Source organism: Microbulbifer maximicatervae (SeqCode), assembly GCF_052467505.1.
This window is the reverse complement of record NZ_CP174313.1, coordinates 1950281-1966623: the sequence shown is the minus strand read 5'-3', so window position 1 is coordinate 1966623 and position 16343 is coordinate 1950281. Positions and strand designations below refer to the sequence as shown.

At 52.5% G+C, this 16343-nt stretch carries 9 protein-coding genes; 5 read left to right on the top strand and 4 right to left on the bottom strand.

The window, feature by feature from the left end:
• Positions 1 to 183: 183 nt before the first annotated feature.
• Together ACJJIN_RS08575 and ACJJIN_RS08570 are read left to right on the top strand one after the other, a co-directional pair.
• Positions 184 to 5073 carry an NAD-glutamate dehydrogenase gene (locus ACJJIN_RS08575; RefSeq protein WP_444898236.1) on the top strand — a complete coding sequence of 1630 codons (4890 nt, stop codon included), beginning with the start codon at positions 184 to 186 and terminating at the stop codon, positions 5071 to 5073.
• A gap of 104 nt (positions 5074 to 5177) precedes the next feature.
• A complete protein-coding gene (locus ACJJIN_RS08570; RefSeq protein ID WP_444897705.1) occupies positions 5178 to 6215 on the top strand; it encodes a quinone-dependent dihydroorotate dehydrogenase in 1038 nt (345 codons plus the stop codon).
• A 64-nt stretch (positions 6216 to 6279) separates the two neighbouring features.
• Here ACJJIN_RS08570 and rmf read toward each other — a convergent pair whose 3' ends face one another.
• Complete coding sequence (gene rmf / locus ACJJIN_RS08565; RefSeq protein WP_108733677.1) at positions 6280 to 6531, bottom strand: ribosome modulation factor; 252 nt, start codon at positions 6529 to 6531, stop codon at positions 6280 to 6282.
• A 435-nt stretch (positions 6532 to 6966) separates the two neighbouring features.
• Here rmf and rlmKL point away from each other — a divergent pair, with 435 nt between their 5' ends.
• Positions 6967 to 9165, top strand: coding sequence for a bifunctional 23S rRNA (guanine(2069)-N(7))-methyltransferase RlmK/23S rRNA (guanine(2445)-N(2))-methyltransferase RlmL (gene rlmKL, locus ACJJIN_RS08560; RefSeq protein ID WP_444897704.1), 2199 nt, complete (start codon positions 6967 to 6969; stop codon positions 9163 to 9165).
• Positions 9166 to 9425: 260 nt separating this feature from the next.
• On the opposite strand, the gene ACJJIN_RS08555 is transcribed toward rlmKL, so the two are convergent.
• Both ACJJIN_RS08555 and ACJJIN_RS08550 read right to left on the bottom strand, forming a co-directional pair.
• The gene (locus tag ACJJIN_RS08555) at positions 9426 to 11816 is read right to left on the bottom strand and encodes a bifunctional serine/threonine-protein kinase/formylglycine-generating enzyme family protein (RefSeq protein WP_444897703.1); all 2391 of its coding nucleotides are present in this window, start codon (positions 11814 to 11816) and stop codon (positions 9426 to 9428) included.
• A 17-nt stretch (positions 11817 to 11833) separates the two neighbouring features.
• The gene (locus ACJJIN_RS08550; RefSeq protein WP_444897702.1) at positions 11834 to 12751 is read right to left on the bottom strand and encodes a PP2C family protein-serine/threonine phosphatase; all 918 of its coding nucleotides are present in this window, start codon (positions 12749 to 12751) and stop codon (positions 11834 to 11836) included.
• A 319-nt stretch (positions 12752 to 13070) separates the two neighbouring features.
• Here ACJJIN_RS08550 and ACJJIN_RS08545 point away from each other — a divergent pair, with 319 nt between their 5' ends.
• Positions 13071 to 13931, top strand: a complete 861-nt coding sequence (locus tag ACJJIN_RS08545; protein ID WP_413662440.1) for an FHA domain-containing protein — start codon at positions 13071 to 13073, stop codon at positions 13929 to 13931.
• The gene (locus ACJJIN_RS08540) at positions 13928 to 14182 is read left to right on the top strand and encodes a glutaredoxin family protein (RefSeq protein WP_413662439.1); all 255 of its coding nucleotides are present in this window, start codon (positions 13928 to 13930) and stop codon (positions 14180 to 14182) included. The genes ACJJIN_RS08545 and ACJJIN_RS08540 overlap by 4 nt, the downstream gene beginning before the upstream one ends.
• A 1-nt stretch (position 14183) precedes the next feature.
• On the opposite strand, the gene ACJJIN_RS08535 is transcribed toward ACJJIN_RS08540, so the two are convergent.
• On the bottom strand, positions 14184 to 16190 hold the full coding sequence (locus tag ACJJIN_RS08535; RefSeq protein ID WP_444897701.1) for a transglycosylase SLT domain-containing protein: 2007 nt from the start codon (positions 16188 to 16190) through the stop codon (positions 14184 to 14186).
• Positions 16191 to 16343: the final 153 nt, after the last annotated feature.

Genomic DNA, 16343 nt, shown 5'->3' with positions numbered 1-16343 from the left:
GTAGGCCTCTGCCGAGCCGACTAGATTCTGAGGTGGAATGGACTTCTCCTCACTGTCTGACTGAAAGTGTAATTTTTAGGACTCGACCCTGCAGCTGCGTATGGGCTGAGATGATGACCTTTTCGGATCTACAGTGTTTGGATTCGATGTGACAAAAATGAGATTGGGAGGTTCCCCGTGAATATGGCGACGGTTATTACCGACAGCCGTGAAGAATTAGTTGCGCAGATTTGCGAGCTGATTCGTGACAAGCTGACCAGCGAAGCCGAACCCGTTGTGGCTTTTGCCCAGCAGTTCCTCAATCAGTACCCATTAGAGGATCTGGCCGGTCGTCGTCTTGTTGACGTCTATGGCTGCATATACACCTGGTGGAACTTTATTCAACAGCGCCCGGGCGGCCTACCCAAGGTGAAGGTTTTTAACCCCCGCCTCGAAGACGATGGTTGGGAGTGCTCGCATACGGTCATTGGTGTGCTGCAGCGGGATATGCCATTTCTGGTGGACTCCATTCGCATGGAGATCAATCGCCGAAATACAGTGACTCATTCGATAAAGAGTACGGTAGTTCGAGTCGAGCGCGATGCCAAGGGGAAACTGACTCGCCTGTTGCCGCCAGAGGAAGAGTTACTGGGTGAAAAGCCGCAGGCAAAAGGGAAGCGCATTACGAACGAAGCGATGATTTATGTCGAGATTAATCACGACACTTCATCTGAGTTCGCTTCAGGCATGATGACTGGCTTAAAAGACGTACTCGGCGATGTGGAGCTGGTAGTGGACGACTATGTCCCGATGCTGGAAACCTGCAGCGCAATGGAGGGGCAGTTACAGGCGGGACTTCCAGACGAAGACACCAACCTATTGGAAGCCAGTGCATTTTTGCAGTGGATGCGCGACGGTAACTTCACCTTCCTGGGGTATCGCGAATACGAGTTCAGTGTTGTCGGGGATAAAAAAATCCTCAATGAAGTTGAAGACCGCAGGCTCGGTATTTTCAAAAAGCTGGAAGAAGCTGCGCCGATGCTGGAAACCTCTTTTAGTGAGGGCAAGCAGCGTTTCTACCAAGGGCCCAATTACCTGACATTTGCCAAGTCCTCCGTTAAGTCTCGGGTGCACCGCACGGCCTATTCGGACTACGTGATGATTAAGCGCTACAACACCGATGGTGAGGTGATTGGTGAAGCGGCGTTTATGGGGCTTTATACCTCGCCGGTTTACACCGAGAGCCCGGCGAAAATTCCGATTATTCGCCGCAAGATGGCCTCGATCATCGAGTCTAGCGGTCTCTCCGGGCAGGGGCACGATGGCAAAGCCCTGCGCCGGATTCTCGATACCTTCCCAAGGGATGAACTTTTCCAGGGCAGCACCAAAGAGCTGTTTGACGTGGTAATGGGGGTGCTGCAGTTAAATGAGCGGGCTCACCTTCGCCTGTTTATGCGTCGCGACCCCTTTGGTAAATTCGTTACTGCCACGGTATACGTTCCCCGTGAGCTGTTTAACAGTGATGTGCGCGAGGTGATTTGCGCGCATATTGCCAAAGTGATTAATGCGAAGGACTCGGACTTCACCACTTTCTTCTCCGAATCCATTCTCGCGCGGGTTCATTTTGTTTTCCGCGTGTCCCCCGATGAGCCTGTTGATTTTGATGTCGCGCTGCTGGAGGCGCAAATTGTGGATATTACCCGCTCCTGGGAAGATGTTTTCCAAAGATCACTAATTGAAAATAGCGGGGAAGAAGAGGGCAGTCGTCTCTATCGTACTTTTGGCCGCGCCTTCCCGGCGGGGTACCGTGAAGACTTTGAGCCTCGTATTGCGGTGCAGGATGTAGGAGCCGTTCAGAGCCTCAGTGAAGATAACCGGGTAGCAATGAGTTTCTACCAGCCGGTGGGGGCCGCTCAGGGCAGCCTGCGGTTCAAGGTATTCAACTGGGGCAGCGGCCTGACGCTCTCCGACGTGATTCCCGTGCTGGAAAATCTGGGCTTGCGGGTTATAGGTGAATTCCCCTATACGATTCGCCCCCGTGGCTATACCGATGTGTGGATGCACGAATTCCATCTGGAATTTGGTCTGCCCACAAAAATTGATGCGCAGGCATCCCGTGGCCTGTTCCAGGATGCGTTCGCGGCGATCTGGAATCACACGGCGGAAAGCGATGCCTTCAATCGCCTGGTGCTGGCCGCCCGCCTTAACTGGCGCGAAGTATCCATGCTTCGTGCCTACGCCCGTTACCTGAAGCAAACCAAGTCCGGTGCCAGCCAGAGCTATATTGCCGCTACCCTGGCCAGCCACGTGGATATCACCCGCAACCTAGTAGCCTTGTTTAGGGCGATGTTCGATCCCCGTTTAAGCACGGGTAAGCAGGAGCAGCCCCGTGTCGAACGCTTGATCGCTAAAATTCACGATGGTTTGGATACGGTTGATAACCTGAATGAAGATTTGGTTCTGCGCCGTTATTTGGAATTAATCCTGGCGACCCTGCGCACTAACTTCTTCCAGGTGGATGATGAAGGGCAGCCCAAGGATTATATTTCGATCAAATTCAGTCCCCGGGATATTCCCGGCATTCCCGAACCCCGCCCGGAGTTTGAGATTTTTGTTTACTCCCCTCGTGTGGAAGGTGTGCACTTGCGCGGCAGTAAAGTCGCTCGCGGCGGCCTGCGTTGGTCTGACCGACTGGAAGATTTCCGCACAGAAGTTCTGGGCCTGGTAAAAGCCCAAGCGGTGAAAAATGCGGTTATTGTACCCAGTGGTGCAAAAGGTGGATTTGTCGTTCGACGTCCGCCTACCGATGGCAGCCGCGAAGCCATGATGGAAGAGGGAATCTCCTGCTACAAAACCTTTATTCGCGGCCTTTTGGATATCACTGACAATCTAAAAGATGGCGAAGTTGTGCCGCCCAAATACGTTGTTCGTCGGGATGAGGATGACCCCTACCTGGTAGTAGCTGCGGATAAAGGGACGGCGACTTTCTCAGATATTGCCAACGGCATTGCCGGGGAGTATGGCTTCTGGATGGGCGACGCTTTCGCCTCCGGTGGCAGCCAGGGATACGACCATAAGAAAATGGGTATTACAGCCCGTGGAGCCTGGGTATCGGTGCAGCGCCACTTCCGTGAGATGGGGGTGGATGTCCAGAAAGAAAACTTCTCTGTTGTCGGCATTGGCGATATGGGTGGAGATGTTTTTGGTAACGGCATGTTGCTGTCTGAGCATATCTGCCTGAAAGCGGCCTTTAACCACCTGCATATTTTTGTGGACCCCAATCCGGATGCAGAATCCAGCTTTAAAGAGCGCCAGCGTTTGTTCGCCTTGCCCCGGTCGAGCTGGAGAGATTACGAGCGCAAATTAATTTCCAAAGGTGGTGGTATCTTCGAGCGTCGCGCCAAGGCCATTGCTATTACGCCCGAAATGAAAGAAGCGTTTGATATCAAACAGGATCAACTGAACCCCAACGAGCTGATTAGTGCCTTGCTCAGAGCGCCGGTGGATCTGATCTGGAATGGCGGTATTGGCACTTATGTTAAGGCTACTACCGAAACGGACTCCGAAGTTGGTGACAAGTCCAATGATCACTTGCGCGTTGATGGTCGGGAGTTGCGTGCCAAAGTCTTTGGCGAGGGCGGCAACCTGGGTATGACCCAGCGTGGACGTATTGAGTTTGCTCTCAATGGCGGGCGTTGTAACACCGACTTTATCGATAATGCGGCCGGTGTGGATTGTTCTGACCACGAGGTAAATATCAAGATCCTTCTGGATAAAGTCGTTGCTCAGGGTGATTTGACTGAAAAGCAGCGCAATGAGCTACTGGATGGGATGACCGATGCTGTCGGTGAATTGGTGCTGCACAATAACTATGAGCAGACTTTTGCCCTCAGTGTGGCGGAATATCAGGTTGCCAAGCGCCTGGACGAGTACCGCAGAACCATCAACACTTTGGAAGACGACGGCCGATTGAACCGCGCGCTGGAGTTTATTCCTGACAACGAGCAGATTTCTGAACGCGAGCACAAAGGGCAGTCCCTGACCCGCCCTGAATTATCGGTTCTAATCTCATACGTGAAGGTCAAGTTGAAAGAAGAGCTGCAAAATGCACAAATCACCGACAATGAGCGGGTGCGTTTTGCGGTTGAGTCTGCATTCCCGGAAAAATTGGTCGAGCGTTATCGCGACCAAGTCTATGACCATCCGCTGTTGCGCCAGATTGTGGCTACCCAGGTCGCCAATGAGATGGTTAACAGTATGGGTATCACCTTCTACAACCGTATCGGTACAGCTACTGGCGCCGATGTGAACGATGTAACTGCTGCTTACGTCAGCGCTCGCGATGTGTACGAGATGCACGACTTCCAGGAGCAGCTGGCTGCGCTGGACTACAAGGTGCCAGCGGAGCTGCAAACAGAACTGCTGAACTCGATGATAGGCCGTGTGCGCCGGGCAACCCGGTGGTTCCTGCGCAATCGCCGCAATGAGTTGGAGCCAGCTACCAACTGCGAGCTGTTCCAGGAGCCGGTACAGCGGGTTATTACAGCGCTGCCGCAGGTCTTGAGTGGCGAGCCCCTTAACGAATGGGAGCAGCGCTACCAGAAACTCCTGGAAGCAGGGGTGCCAGAGGCCCTGGCCCTGCTGTCGGCGTCGCCCACCTACCTCTACTCGGCACTGGGTATTTCTGAGTCGGCGCGAGCCAGCGATACGCCCGTAGAGGAAGTTGCCACGGTTTACTTCAGGCTGTCGGATGAGTTGAACCTGCATTGGTTTGGCAATCTGATCGTCGACTTGCCGGTAGACAGCTTCTGGCAGGCGCAGGCCCGGGAGACCAGTATGGATGACCTGGACAGTCAGTTGTCGACACTGGCGGTGAACATTCTCCGCTTGGGCAAGGCTGAAAATCTTGATGTAGAGGGTGCAATGTCCCGCTGGAGCGCTATCATGGCGCCCGCAATTCAACGCTGGCACAATATGATTGCCGAGTTGAAGTCTACTTCTGTCGGTGACTTTGCCATGTTCACCGTGGCTTTGCGCGAGCTAATGTATCTCGCCCACGCCACTGCGGATCGGGAAACCCTGGCAGAACAGTAGCGAAATAGAGCCCAGGGGCCACTCAAAGGCCCCTGTAGTATCGTCATCACAAGATAGAGCCCTTCGTTTTTCTAAAGGGTTCGCCTCCCCACGTAAGGAAAGGTATGTATTCAACACTGCGTAAAGCCTTGTTTGCGCTTGACCCTGAGCGGGCCCACCATTTGTCGATTGATGCCATTGGCGCTGCAGAGCGCCTCGGTTTGATGTCCCTTTACAAAAAGTCGGTCCCGGATGATCCGGTCGAGTTGATGGGGCTCACTCTACCCAACCCAGTCGGTTTGGCCGCTGGTCTGGATAAGAATGCGCAGGCCTTTAATGGTTTCGGAGCCCTGGGTTTTGGGTTTGTTGAAGTGGGCACCGTGACACCGCGTCCCCAACCCGGCAATCCGCTGCCAAGGCTGTTTAGGGTGGAAGAGGCCGATGCGATTATTAACCGTATGGGTTTTAACAACCTCGGTGTTGACTACCTGATTGAAAGAGTGAAAAAGCGCCGTTATAGCGGTGTTTTGGGGATCAATGTGGGTAAGAACTTTGATACTCCAGTAGAAAAGGCCGCCGATGACTACTGCCTGTGTATGGAGAAGGTGTACCGCTTCGCCGACTACATCACTGCCAATGTTTCCTCTCCCAATACCAAAGGGCTACGTGACCTCCAGTTTGGTGACAGTCTCAATCGCTTGCTGGGCAGCATCAAAGACAAGCAGATGGAGCTGGCTCAAAAGAGTGATCGCTACGTCCCTGTTGCCGTCAAGATTGCCCCGGATATGGAAGGCGATGCGGTGGCGCAGATAGCCGAGGCGCTGTGTGAGTACGATATCGATGGCGTGATCGCTACCAATACGACGATCGATAAGTCTTCAGTCGCCAAGCTGCCCCATGGTAGCGAAGAGGGCGGTTTGAGCGGAAAACCCCTGAGAGCGCAATCCACCAAGGTCATCGAGCTGTTATCGAAAGAGTTGAGCAAGCAGATCCCGATTATCGGGGTTGGCGGTATTTTTGATGGTGACAGTGCGGCTGAAAAGATTCGTGCTGGGGCGACTGCCGTACAGATGTATACCGGTTTCATCTATCGGGGGCCTGAATTGATTCGTGAGGCGGCAGAGGCAATTGCTTTGGAGCGCCGCCGAACAGAGCAAGGGTAAGCTGTATCAGTTGCTGACTGCTAGGAAAAGGGGGGCTTTTGACGATAAGCCCCACTTGCCATCGCTAAATGGTGCTCCACCCGTCAGGGTATTGGATGTCGGTAGAAACGGCGCCATAAATCTCCAGTTTTTGCGCCTTGGTCACTCTGTCGAAGCCATTCCAGTAATCTTCCCGCCCCTCACGCCAACCATTGATCCACTCCTGATGAGGATCCTCTTCGACAAATGGGCAGCTATCCATAGACTTGTTGTTCAGGGCTGCCAAATAGCCCTTGTAAAATGCCCTGTCGGCGTGATTTCGTTTTTGGCGTTTCATCGTATACGGCACCTCTACTTTGTCGGTCTGTGGACAGTTTGTCGGCAGGTTCGCAAACGGCTCTATTTGGGGGTGTCTCTCAATGAATTTTAGTGAAGGAAATAAGTCTTTGAACGGACCGACCCAATCCACCTTATTAGTAAGAGTAAAGTGGCTGCGTGGGAATCGGAAAATATCTCTAGATGACAGTATGACTTATGGGGCAGGTAGTAATTAATGGCAGGGCGTATTCTCTTCTGCCACAAAATGGGATAATCGTCCTCTTTTGGGGCAAGGCGATAGCGCTCAATTTCCCTAGTTGGGGACTGTAAAGGTTTTGCCTCCAAGTTTTATTTGTGCGTACTGGCGGCGCAGACGTTGCCGGCAGCTTTAAGTGGGCAGTCTTCATTGACGCACAAAACTTCCTCCGCAGGAGGAGCTTAATGAGTAAGTATTTTGACAGATTTACAAACCGAAGAATTTGAGTTTACGGCTACGTGTCCCAAGGGAATAGAGGGGCTGCTCGCTAATGAATTACGCGACCTGGGTGCAGGGTCTGTAAGGGAGCAGCCGGCGGCAGTGTATTTTTCCGGCTCCCTGAAGCTGGCTTACCGCTGCTGTCTGTGGAGTCGCTTGGCCAACCGCATTATGCTGCGTTTGGCGCAGGTGCATGTAGTCACCGCTGAAGACCTTTACCAAGCAGTTGCCGAGCAACCCTGGGAACTCCACATTCGCCCCTCGGGCAAACTGTGGATGCAATTCTCTGGGACCAATCGAGAGATCCGCAATAGTCAGTTCGGTGCTCAAAAAGCAAAAGATGCCATTGTCGACCGCCTTCGCCGCCAGTCGGGAGCTCGTCCAAGTATTGATAAACATCATCCAGATTTGACGGTTGCCCTGCGCTTGCATCGGAATAAGTTGGATATCGCCATCGATCTAAGCGGTGACAGCTTGCATCGCCGTGGCTACCGAACCCATATCGGTGCAGCCCCACTGAAAGAGAACCTTGCGGCAGCACTGTTGCTGAGAGCCGGCTGGCCAAAGATTGCTGAGCAGGGTGGAGCCTTGCTCGACCCGATGTGTGGCTCGGGCACTATTCTGGTGGAGGCGGCGATGATCGCTGCGGATATGGCACCGGGATTAATGCGGGATAGCTTTGGTTTTGAACGCTGGCTAAATCATCAAAGCGATATCTGGAATGAGCTTCGCGAAGAGGCATTGCAGCGTCAAGGCGTTGGCCTGGCTCGCGAACTGCCAGAGATTCGCGGTTACGATGCCGATGCGAAAGTCTTGTTTGCGGCTGAAGCTAATATTGCCCGGGCCGGTCTGGAGCGCCAGGTGCGAGTGAGTTGCCGCCCAGTAGCAGGGTTTAGGGTACCGAGTCATAGAGAAGTCAAAGCGGGATTGGTTTTGACAAACCCACCCTACGGTGAGCGCTTGGGTGAGCAGGAGGCTTTGCGGGAGACCTATTTTGAACTGGGGCGGCAGTTAAAAGCGGAGTTCCCGGGCTGGTTGGTCGGTGTGTTTACCGGCAATCCGGAGCTGGGTTATGCCACCGGTTTACGCTCTCACAAGCAGTACCAGCTATACAATGGCAGTATTCCCAGTCAGTTGCTGATGTTTGAGGTTCGCGCGCAAAGCGGAGCGGCGGCGAGTGAAGCTACTGGGCCGAAGCTTTCACCTCAGGCGGAGATGGTAGCGAATCGCTTGCGCAAAAATCTGCGCACTACGGGTAAATGGGCTGCGAGGAGTGGCGTGGATTGTTATCGCCTCTACGATGCAGACTTGCCTGAGTATGCTGCGGCTATCGATATCTATAAAACCCTGGATGGTGCCATGTACGCCCATTTGCAGGAGTATCGTCCGCCGGCCACTATCGAGGAAGAGAAAGCTCGGGGACGCTTGCGCGATTTGTTAAGGGCCCTTCAGTCCGTGCTCGAATTGCCCCGCGCGAATATCAGTATTAAAGAGCGCCGTCGCCACAGCCACAAGGGCGGAGGTAAGGGTGGAAGTCAGTACCAGAAGCAGACGGAATCCAGAAAGGAGCTCTGGGTTGGGGAGTATGGTGCTGAGTTGGCGGTAGATCTGTGGAGCTACCTGGATACAGGGCTTTTCCTGGATCATCGCCCGGTGCGCAAATATCTGCGAGAGATTTCTGCCGGTAAAACATTCCTAAACCTTTTCTGCTATACCGCCAGTGCGACGGTCCAAGCGGCTCTGGGTGGTTGCAAGCAAAGCACTAGTGTCGATATGTCGCGAACCTATCAAAACTGGGCGGGACAAAATTTCCGTGCTAATAACATGGATCCTTATCGCCATCAGTTGGTCGAGGCCGATTGTTTACAGTGGCTTGAATCTGCTCAACAGAACAGGAAAGGCCATTACGATTTAATATTCATGGACCCCCCGAGTTTCTCCAATTCCGCGAAGATGAGCGGGGTATTAGATATTCAGAGGGACCACGGGAAATTGATTCGTCAGTGTATGTCCCTGTTGTCGCCTCAAGGTCGCTTGGTGTTTTCCAACAACTTGCGCAGCTTTAAGATGGACGAGGACGTTTCCAGTGAATATTCGGTAGAGAAGCTGAACCTTTTGGATAAGGACTTTCAGCGCAACCCAAAAATTCACAATGTTTGGGAGCTCCGGCTGAAGTAGGGTGGTACTAACGCTTTAGTGATTTATGGCCGGCTTGATTTAATAGCCGGCCTAAGATACCTAAGGTCTAATAGGTTTTGACCATTGAAATTGAGGGATTTTACAAGCTGGAGGTAAATCGCCGTCCAGTGTCAATTTACTTGTAATTCAATTCTAGGTTAATTTGGGCCAGCGGCTTTCAGCTAGAACTTTGCATAAATAAAAAGATAGCGAAAGTTGACGGTACAACTACAGAAACCCGATTCGCTGTGAGCTCGGATCTATTCATTCAGATCCATTACAACCCGTATCCCCACATCCTTTGAGCGCGCGGTTTCATTGAGGCCTTTTCGGTAGTCAGAAGAAATCTTACTAGAGGTATCACGCATTGAGCCGCCCCTTACAGAATGAAGTTGGCAGCCGTTAATCTTTATAGGCGCTGAAGTAGTTTTTGTTGGGTTGTATCCAGCTTGGTAGCAGTCTTCCACCCACTCAGCCACGTTCCCTGCAGTGTCAAAAAGGCCAAAAGGATTCGCCTGGTAATGCCCTACGGGAGCTGTACTGATACTGAACAGCTTTGTAAATTCGCTAGAGCAACCCCTGCGGCAATTCGCTTTTCCCCGGACGTCGCTGGAAGCCCACCAGTATTGGTGGGAACTACCTCCCCGGGCTGCGTACTCCCACTCGGCTTCACTGGCCAGCCGATACTGCTTGCCAGACTCCTTTGACAGCCACTTCACATACCTTTGTGCGTCCCGCCAGGTCACATTAATTACCGGTCTATCGCCGCGCCCCCAGCCTGCATCGCTGGGTTTAGCACTGCCGGTGACCTCGGCGAAACGATCGTATTCGGCAAAGGTGACCTCATAGATGGATATAGCAAAGTCCTGCTCTACATTTACCCTGTGCGCAGGGCTGGCCAATCGCCGCTGGTTATTGCCCATGGTAAAGCTGCCTGCTCCCACTGCGACCATTTTCGGGCCCAAGCCACCAGAGGATAATTCAGATTGAAATCGCTTGCCGATAAAGTAGGCAGGTTCCAGCTCGATTGCCACTTCGAGGTTTTGTTCTTCCAGCAAGACCCACTGGCGAACTTTACTGAAGCCCCGTTTACTCACTTCCACATCATATTTGCCTGGGCTCAATTCAAGCCCCGGCTGGTAGCGGGGGGCTATGTTCATAATCCGCACACGGGCATCAGACGGCTTTGTGTTAATCGTTAGGCTGTACAGCTTGGGTTGGTTCTCTGCTCCTGGCTCTGCAGGCTCAGGCGTGAGAACTTTTGGGGGCTCAATATTACTCCTGGCAATCAGTGCCTGATTACCACTGAGGGGTAGTTGTGCATCTGCATTGAGCGAGGAAGGTAGATTTAGCTGGGTAACTTGTACCTGTGAGTCTAGGGCATCTGCTGCTGATTCAGTTGGCGCAGACTCTGTATTTGAATTTGGAGCAATATTGGCAGGCTGCTCCGCGGTACCTAGTAGGGTGGCAGCTGTAATATCGGCAGCGCCGTCCAATATAGGTAGTCCAAGTTGCCAGCCGGTCTTGTGATCAACGATGCTATACAGGCCCCAGGTTGAGGTAAGGCCAACAGCGATAAAGCTGCTCATAAGCCAGGAGCGCTTGTGTTTTGTTGGCTCAGCGAGGAACTGCCGCAGGCGTACAACAGTATCCTGCTCCTTACGCTCTGGCTTCTCGGGCGTTTCCTTCCGTTTCCAACTGGAAGCAACTCTCCCGAGTTGGTCTGCCACACTGCCGTAAATGGTCAGTACAAGTGCTTTTGCCAAGCTGGAAGTTTTTAAAGTTGAATTGTTGAGCTGGCTGATTTGGTTGGCCGGCTTTCCGGCGAGGGCTGCAACCAAATCATCTGCGGCATCGGCGATATCCAGGCCGCGTTGAAATCGCTTATCCGGGTCTTTGGCCAGGAAGTGATCAAGTAGAGGCTGATAAAGTGCGTATCGGGCTGGCAGTCGCGGTATTGGGTCGGTGAGGTGCTTTATTGCAATGGCGACGGCTTCGTCTGCCTGATAGGGCACGGCTCCTGTGAGCATTTCATAGAAAACAACTCCAAGGCTATACAGGTCGGCACGACCGTCAACCGCTGCTCCGCGAGCTTGTTCCGGGCTCATATAGTGAGGGGTTCCCACAACCATCCCGCTGTTAGTCATACGGGTGGTTCTCGCGATAGCCCGGGCAACCCCAAAATCACTGAGTACGGCCGATCCGTCTTCGCGAAACAGGATATTCTCCGGTTTCAGATCTCGGTGTACATAGCCCTTGCTGTGGGAGTGGTCTAGGGCCATGGCTATCTGGCGCACAACATTAAGCGCCTCAAGAGGCTCAAGCCCACCTTTGCTTAAACGCTCTGCAACCGAGCCCCCAGGCATGTAGTCCATGGCGATATAGTTCAGGCTGCGGTAGCGGCCAATATCGTGAATACCGACGATATTTGGGTGTGACAGCTGCCCAACGATATTCGCTTCCCGCTGGAACCGCTCACTGAAGATTGGATCAGCGTTCAATACTGGCGACATAACTTTTAGTGCCACCTGCCGGCCCACACTGCGCTGTATAGCCAGGTAGACTGAGGACATTCCCCCCTGATTGATTTTCTTGAGGATGCGGTAGCCCGGTATCTGCAGTGAAGAGGTGCCGCTATTGACGACTTCCATGAAGTGCTTTCCCTATCTTAAAGCAGAGTTGAAAGTCCGTAGGCAACTGCGGTGGCTAAAGCGACTGTGAAGAGGAGAATGAAGGGGCGATACTTTCTGAGTGTGGAGCCGGGCAGGGTGGGCTCGCTAATTGGGTTGAGGGATGCGGTAGAAGAAGGTTGCGCTGTGGATGGGGCATCTATGACCTGAACAGTGACATTATCTTTGCCTCCTGCATCCAATGCTGCAGCGATTAGAAGTTCTGTTGCTCTGTGGGTATCACTGTTTTCCGTCAATATTTGGTTGATTGAGTTTGCTGGTACTTCCGAACTAAGTCCATCGCTGCAGATGAGTAGTCTTTGTCCTGCTGCCCAGCGATAGGAGACTCGGTCCACTTCGAGTTTGGGGTTGGTACTACCGCCGATACATCGGGTAATTACATGCCGGTTGGGGTGAATTGCGGCTTCTTCGGAGTTGATAGCGCCTGAATCCATCAACATCTGTACGTAGGAGTGGTCGCTGGTTAGTTGGGTGAGCTTCCCTGTTGTGCCTTCGGGAGCCCAGAGGTAAGCGCGGCTGTCTCCAACCCAGTAGATATGAAAGTAGTCACCCTCTTCAGCAACAACGACCGCAGTAGAGCCCATATTGGCTGTGGTTTGTTCATCGCCCAGTAAAAGGGCGTGCGCTTTTTGCAAGGCACGCTCGTAGTGCTTGTCAGTTTCCGCTGACTTTTGGATTTCTTCAACAACAGTTTTGCTCGCGAGTTCACCAGCGTGGTGACCGCCAAGGCCATCGGCTACAACCCAGATACCTTTGTCTTCCGCAGCCCAATAGGCATCTTCGTTCTGTTCACGCTTATAGCCGGTATGGGTTGCGCCGGCACTGCGTGTAGCGTCTTTGCTATGCTGAACTATCCCGCTGTGCCGTGATACTTCGCGTACTTTGGCTTCACTCACTGGCGTGCAACTACCTGTAATTTATTTAATCTTTCTAACGGTGATAACCCTCCGGTAATCACACGCCTCTTCCCTGTTGTGCTCTCGGCTTATTTAAGTTGCCGATCACTTTGTAGGTCATCGCTGAATCTGTTAAATACTAGACCATTGGGCCATTTTAAGCTGCAAACCGAATCACACGCTAATGATATCGCCCATGATAAACTCAACTTTATCAATAAAAGTGAGTGTTTCGGCTGCTTTTTAACATTAGTTAAGCTCACTGTCTTCAATAATTGGCCAATTTCACACGGCCATTTTGGCTTTAGGAGCGATTTCGATGCTCAAACTTTGTGATGTCAATGATCTCAGCCAGAGCGTATGGCTGGTATCGCCGGGAGTAACTGTGGGGCGGGCGCAGAGTAGTGACTTGTGTATTGCCGATGATTCCGTAGCGAAGTCGCACCTTAAAATTGCAGTTAATGGCGATGTTCTGACTTTGCACAATTTGTCGGGCGCGGCCCGTGTTTTGCTTAATGGTCAACCAACTGGTACACCGTGCCAGTTAAAAATAAACGATCAGGTCAAAGTGGGCAGCCGTTTACTCCAGGTAATCGACCCGAAGGTAACTAAGCTCAAGTCTGGCCCCCCTAAGGCTGCTTCGAATCAGGGCGTTGCCTGGGCGCTAAGAGCCAATCACCGGGCTATTGCAGGAAAGGTGTTCCCTGTGAAAGAGAGTGCGGTAATTGGGCGCTCCGATGAGTGTGATATAACTTTTTCGCTTTCTCATCTTTCGCGTAGGCACGCTCGTCTCGAAGTAAGGGAGGGCTTACTGTTCGTTATTGACTTAGGTTCGGCAAATGGGACTTTTGTCAATAATAGAAAGGTTAGTGAGAGTCGGGTGCGCAGGGGAGATGAGCTCCGGCTCGACACTTTAAGTTTTTCAATTGTCGGCCCAGCTGACGATAACAACCGCACGGCTGTACGCCCGGCTTTGCCGGAGTTCGAATTGCCCAGTTCTACCTCTGTCTCTGGAGAAGCCGATACAGTCCCCTACGCAGTGCAACCCAGTTTGTCCGAGGAGGTACCTGAGGAAGTCGATAAGCCAAAGGCTAAAAGTAAAACGTGGCTTTTAATAGTGGGGCTTGCGCTAAGTGTTGCGGGATATCTCTGGGGCAGCAGCCAGGGGGTTTTTGGATGAGCGATATAAAAGAGCTTTTGCTCTACACCACTTTGGGTTGCGGCCTGTGCGAAAAAGCCAAAATTGAAATTTGGCCTGCCCTGGAAAAATTCAACTTGCGTCTTCGCGAGGTGGATATCGCCGAGGATGAAGCGTTAATGGAGCGCTTTTCTATCCGCATTCCGGTGGTTGGCCTTGGAGACCCCGACGATGTTTGCGGTTGGCCGTTTGACCAGGTCCAATTGCAAGATTGGCTGAAGGAGAGGCTTTAAATTACAGCCGGCTCGCAGCTTCACTCTCCCTTAATAGTTGCAGCTTGGTGCCGCTTCGGTAGGCGTAAATTACAGAATAGGCGAGTACATTTTGCACATAATTACGCGTTTCCCGGAATGGAATGGTTTCAATCCACACATCATAGGGCAGCTGTTTTCGGGTCTCTTTTAGCCATCCCGCTACGCGGGTTGGCCCGGCATTATAGGCGGCGGCTGCCAGAAAGCGGTTATTGTCAAAGCGGTTAAGTAAGCTACTTAAGTAAAAGCTGCCCAGCGCAATGTTAGTATTGGGGCTCAAAAGGTCCCAGCTGCGTCGATAGCGCACCCCCGCTCTGCGTGCAGTAGCTTTTGCCGTGGATGGGAGCAATTGCATAAGTCCCAGGGCCCCGGAGCTGGATTTTGCATCGTGGCTAAAGTGGCTCTCTTGTCGTGCCACAGCGTAAATCAGATATGGCTCTAGTGCCGAGCTCTGGGCACCAACCTGTTTGCTCACATCGTGAACAATATCGGAAAAAGCGAGTGGGAATCGCAGCTCCAAGTCGTCGAGGTAGTCAGCCGCAAGCACTGACTGGATTGATTTATGGTACCAACCCCAGGCGCTAGCTACTTTGCCGGCCGCAAGTAATTCCTGGTGGTCCATAGCTCTTGTGGCATAGCTCCATTCCCTTCGGGCATGGAAGAGTTCGCCTATCGCTTGTAATTCTCGGGCCCTCAGCAGTTCGGGGCGCTTTGCCATCTCCTGCACTTGAATGGGGGTGATTGGTGCCGGCCGGTGCTCAAAGCTGTACTGTTGCCCCAAGGTATCAGCGGCAAGGAAACCGTAGTAACTGCGATTGCGGGCGGCTTTGCGGTAAAGGTGGGAGGAAGCTTCGGAACTTCCTGTGCCATAAAGTTCTTCCAGTGAGCGGGCTTTCCAATATATCCACCGGTCGAGTTGTTGTTTCTCCTCTGGCAGGCGGTCAATCCAGAACGCGACCTGTTGCCAATTTAATTCACGTAGGGATTGTCTGGCTAGCCACTCGATGGTACGGCCATCGGTCACTGTGTGATGTTCAACCAGCTGTTGCAAGCGCTGCATATTATCCTGGCGAGCAAATTGACGCGCCAAGTGCTTGAACATGGCTTCTTGTTGGGCATCGGAAAACAAGTAGCTGGCCTGATAGCGGTGCCACGCAGTTTCAGCTTTGATCGCGTCTTTTTTCGCCAATTGGTGCAATCCGTGCAACACGATATCGCGATATTCCAGTGGGTTGTAGGCGAACTTGGTGTCAGTGAGAAGCTTCTGTGGGTTGCGATGGACCGAGCGTAAAAGTTTGGCTTTCTCTGCTTGTGCTGGCGTCATTTTTTTGGCGATATAACGTGCCAAATCGAGATTGCCTTCTTCGACTGCCAGCAGGTGCCGCTTCCAAGCGAGTTCCTGCGTCAAGCCGCCGTTTTTTATCCAGCGGGCAAAAACGGGGTCGCACTCCTCGACTTGGGACCGGCCAACAAGCCAGAGTTCTGATATCAACTGCTGTGTTTCTGCCTGATAGCCGTCTCGGCGCGATAGGGCATCGGCGTAATAGCAGCGGAGGGAGGTGCGACTGTGTTGCGAAGGTTGGTAATAGCGCAGGTAAGTCGAGAACTTTTTTTGACTACCGAGTTGGCGCAACAACCTGACCATCATCCAGTCGCCAATAGCCGTGCCTCTGTTGCTCTCCAGGAATTGATCAACTTCTTTTAAGGGCAGCTGGTGCAGTTTTTCACTGAGCGCCCAATAGTCAATATAAGCAGCGAGGGGATAATCTTTGAGCTCAGCTTTAAGTGCTCGAAGTTGCCGTCGATCCCTGTATTTTATCGCCTGCCGGGCCTGGCGCAGCTTTTCTCTCTGCGCCGCACGATTATCTTCGGATACTTCCGGTGCGATAGCGGTTGCCTGAACAGATTGTGCATTAGTGGGCACGGCTGTGCAGAGACAGGTGATGATTAGGGCAGAAAGAAGCGCGATTCCTTTTGCGTCAGCTGACATCTCAATTACCTCAGTTGGACGTGTGTTTCCAGCTATGACTGACTATACGGTAAAAACGCGTAAAATAGCTGATTTTTCACAGAACCCGAAAGAGCCGACTTCGCTTCTTTCATCAGCGGGATTGAGGTTCGGGTTTGATAATTGTAGTGCCTA

Excerpts from the sequence above, each read along its gene's own strand:
- ACJJIN_RS08575 (WP_444898236.1), top strand. The coding sequence starts at position 184 with ATGGCGACGGTTATTACCGACAGCCGTGAAGAATTAGTTGCGCAGATT.
- ACJJIN_RS08570 (WP_444897705.1), top strand. The coding sequence starts at position 5,178 with ATGTATTCAACACTGCGTAAAGCCTTGTTTGCGCTTGACCCTGAGCGG.
- rmf (WP_108733677.1), bottom strand. The coding sequence starts at position 6,531 with ATGAAACGCCAAAAACGAAATCACGCCGACAGGGCATTTTACAAGGGC.
- ACJJIN_RS08555 (WP_444897703.1), bottom strand. The coding sequence starts at position 11,816 with ATGGAAGTCGTCAATAGCGGCACCTCTTCACTGCAGATACCGGGCTAC.
- ACJJIN_RS08545 (WP_413662440.1), top strand. The coding sequence starts at position 13,071 with ATGCTCAAACTTTGTGATGTCAATGATCTCAGCCAGAGCGTATGGCTG.
- ACJJIN_RS08540 (WP_413662439.1), top strand. The coding sequence starts at position 13,928 with ATGAGCGATATAAAAGAGCTTTTGCTCTACACCACTTTGGGTTGCGGC.
- ACJJIN_RS08535 (WP_444897701.1), bottom strand. The coding sequence starts at position 16,190 with ATGTCAGCTGACGCAAAAGGAATCGCGCTTCTTTCTGCCCTAATCATC.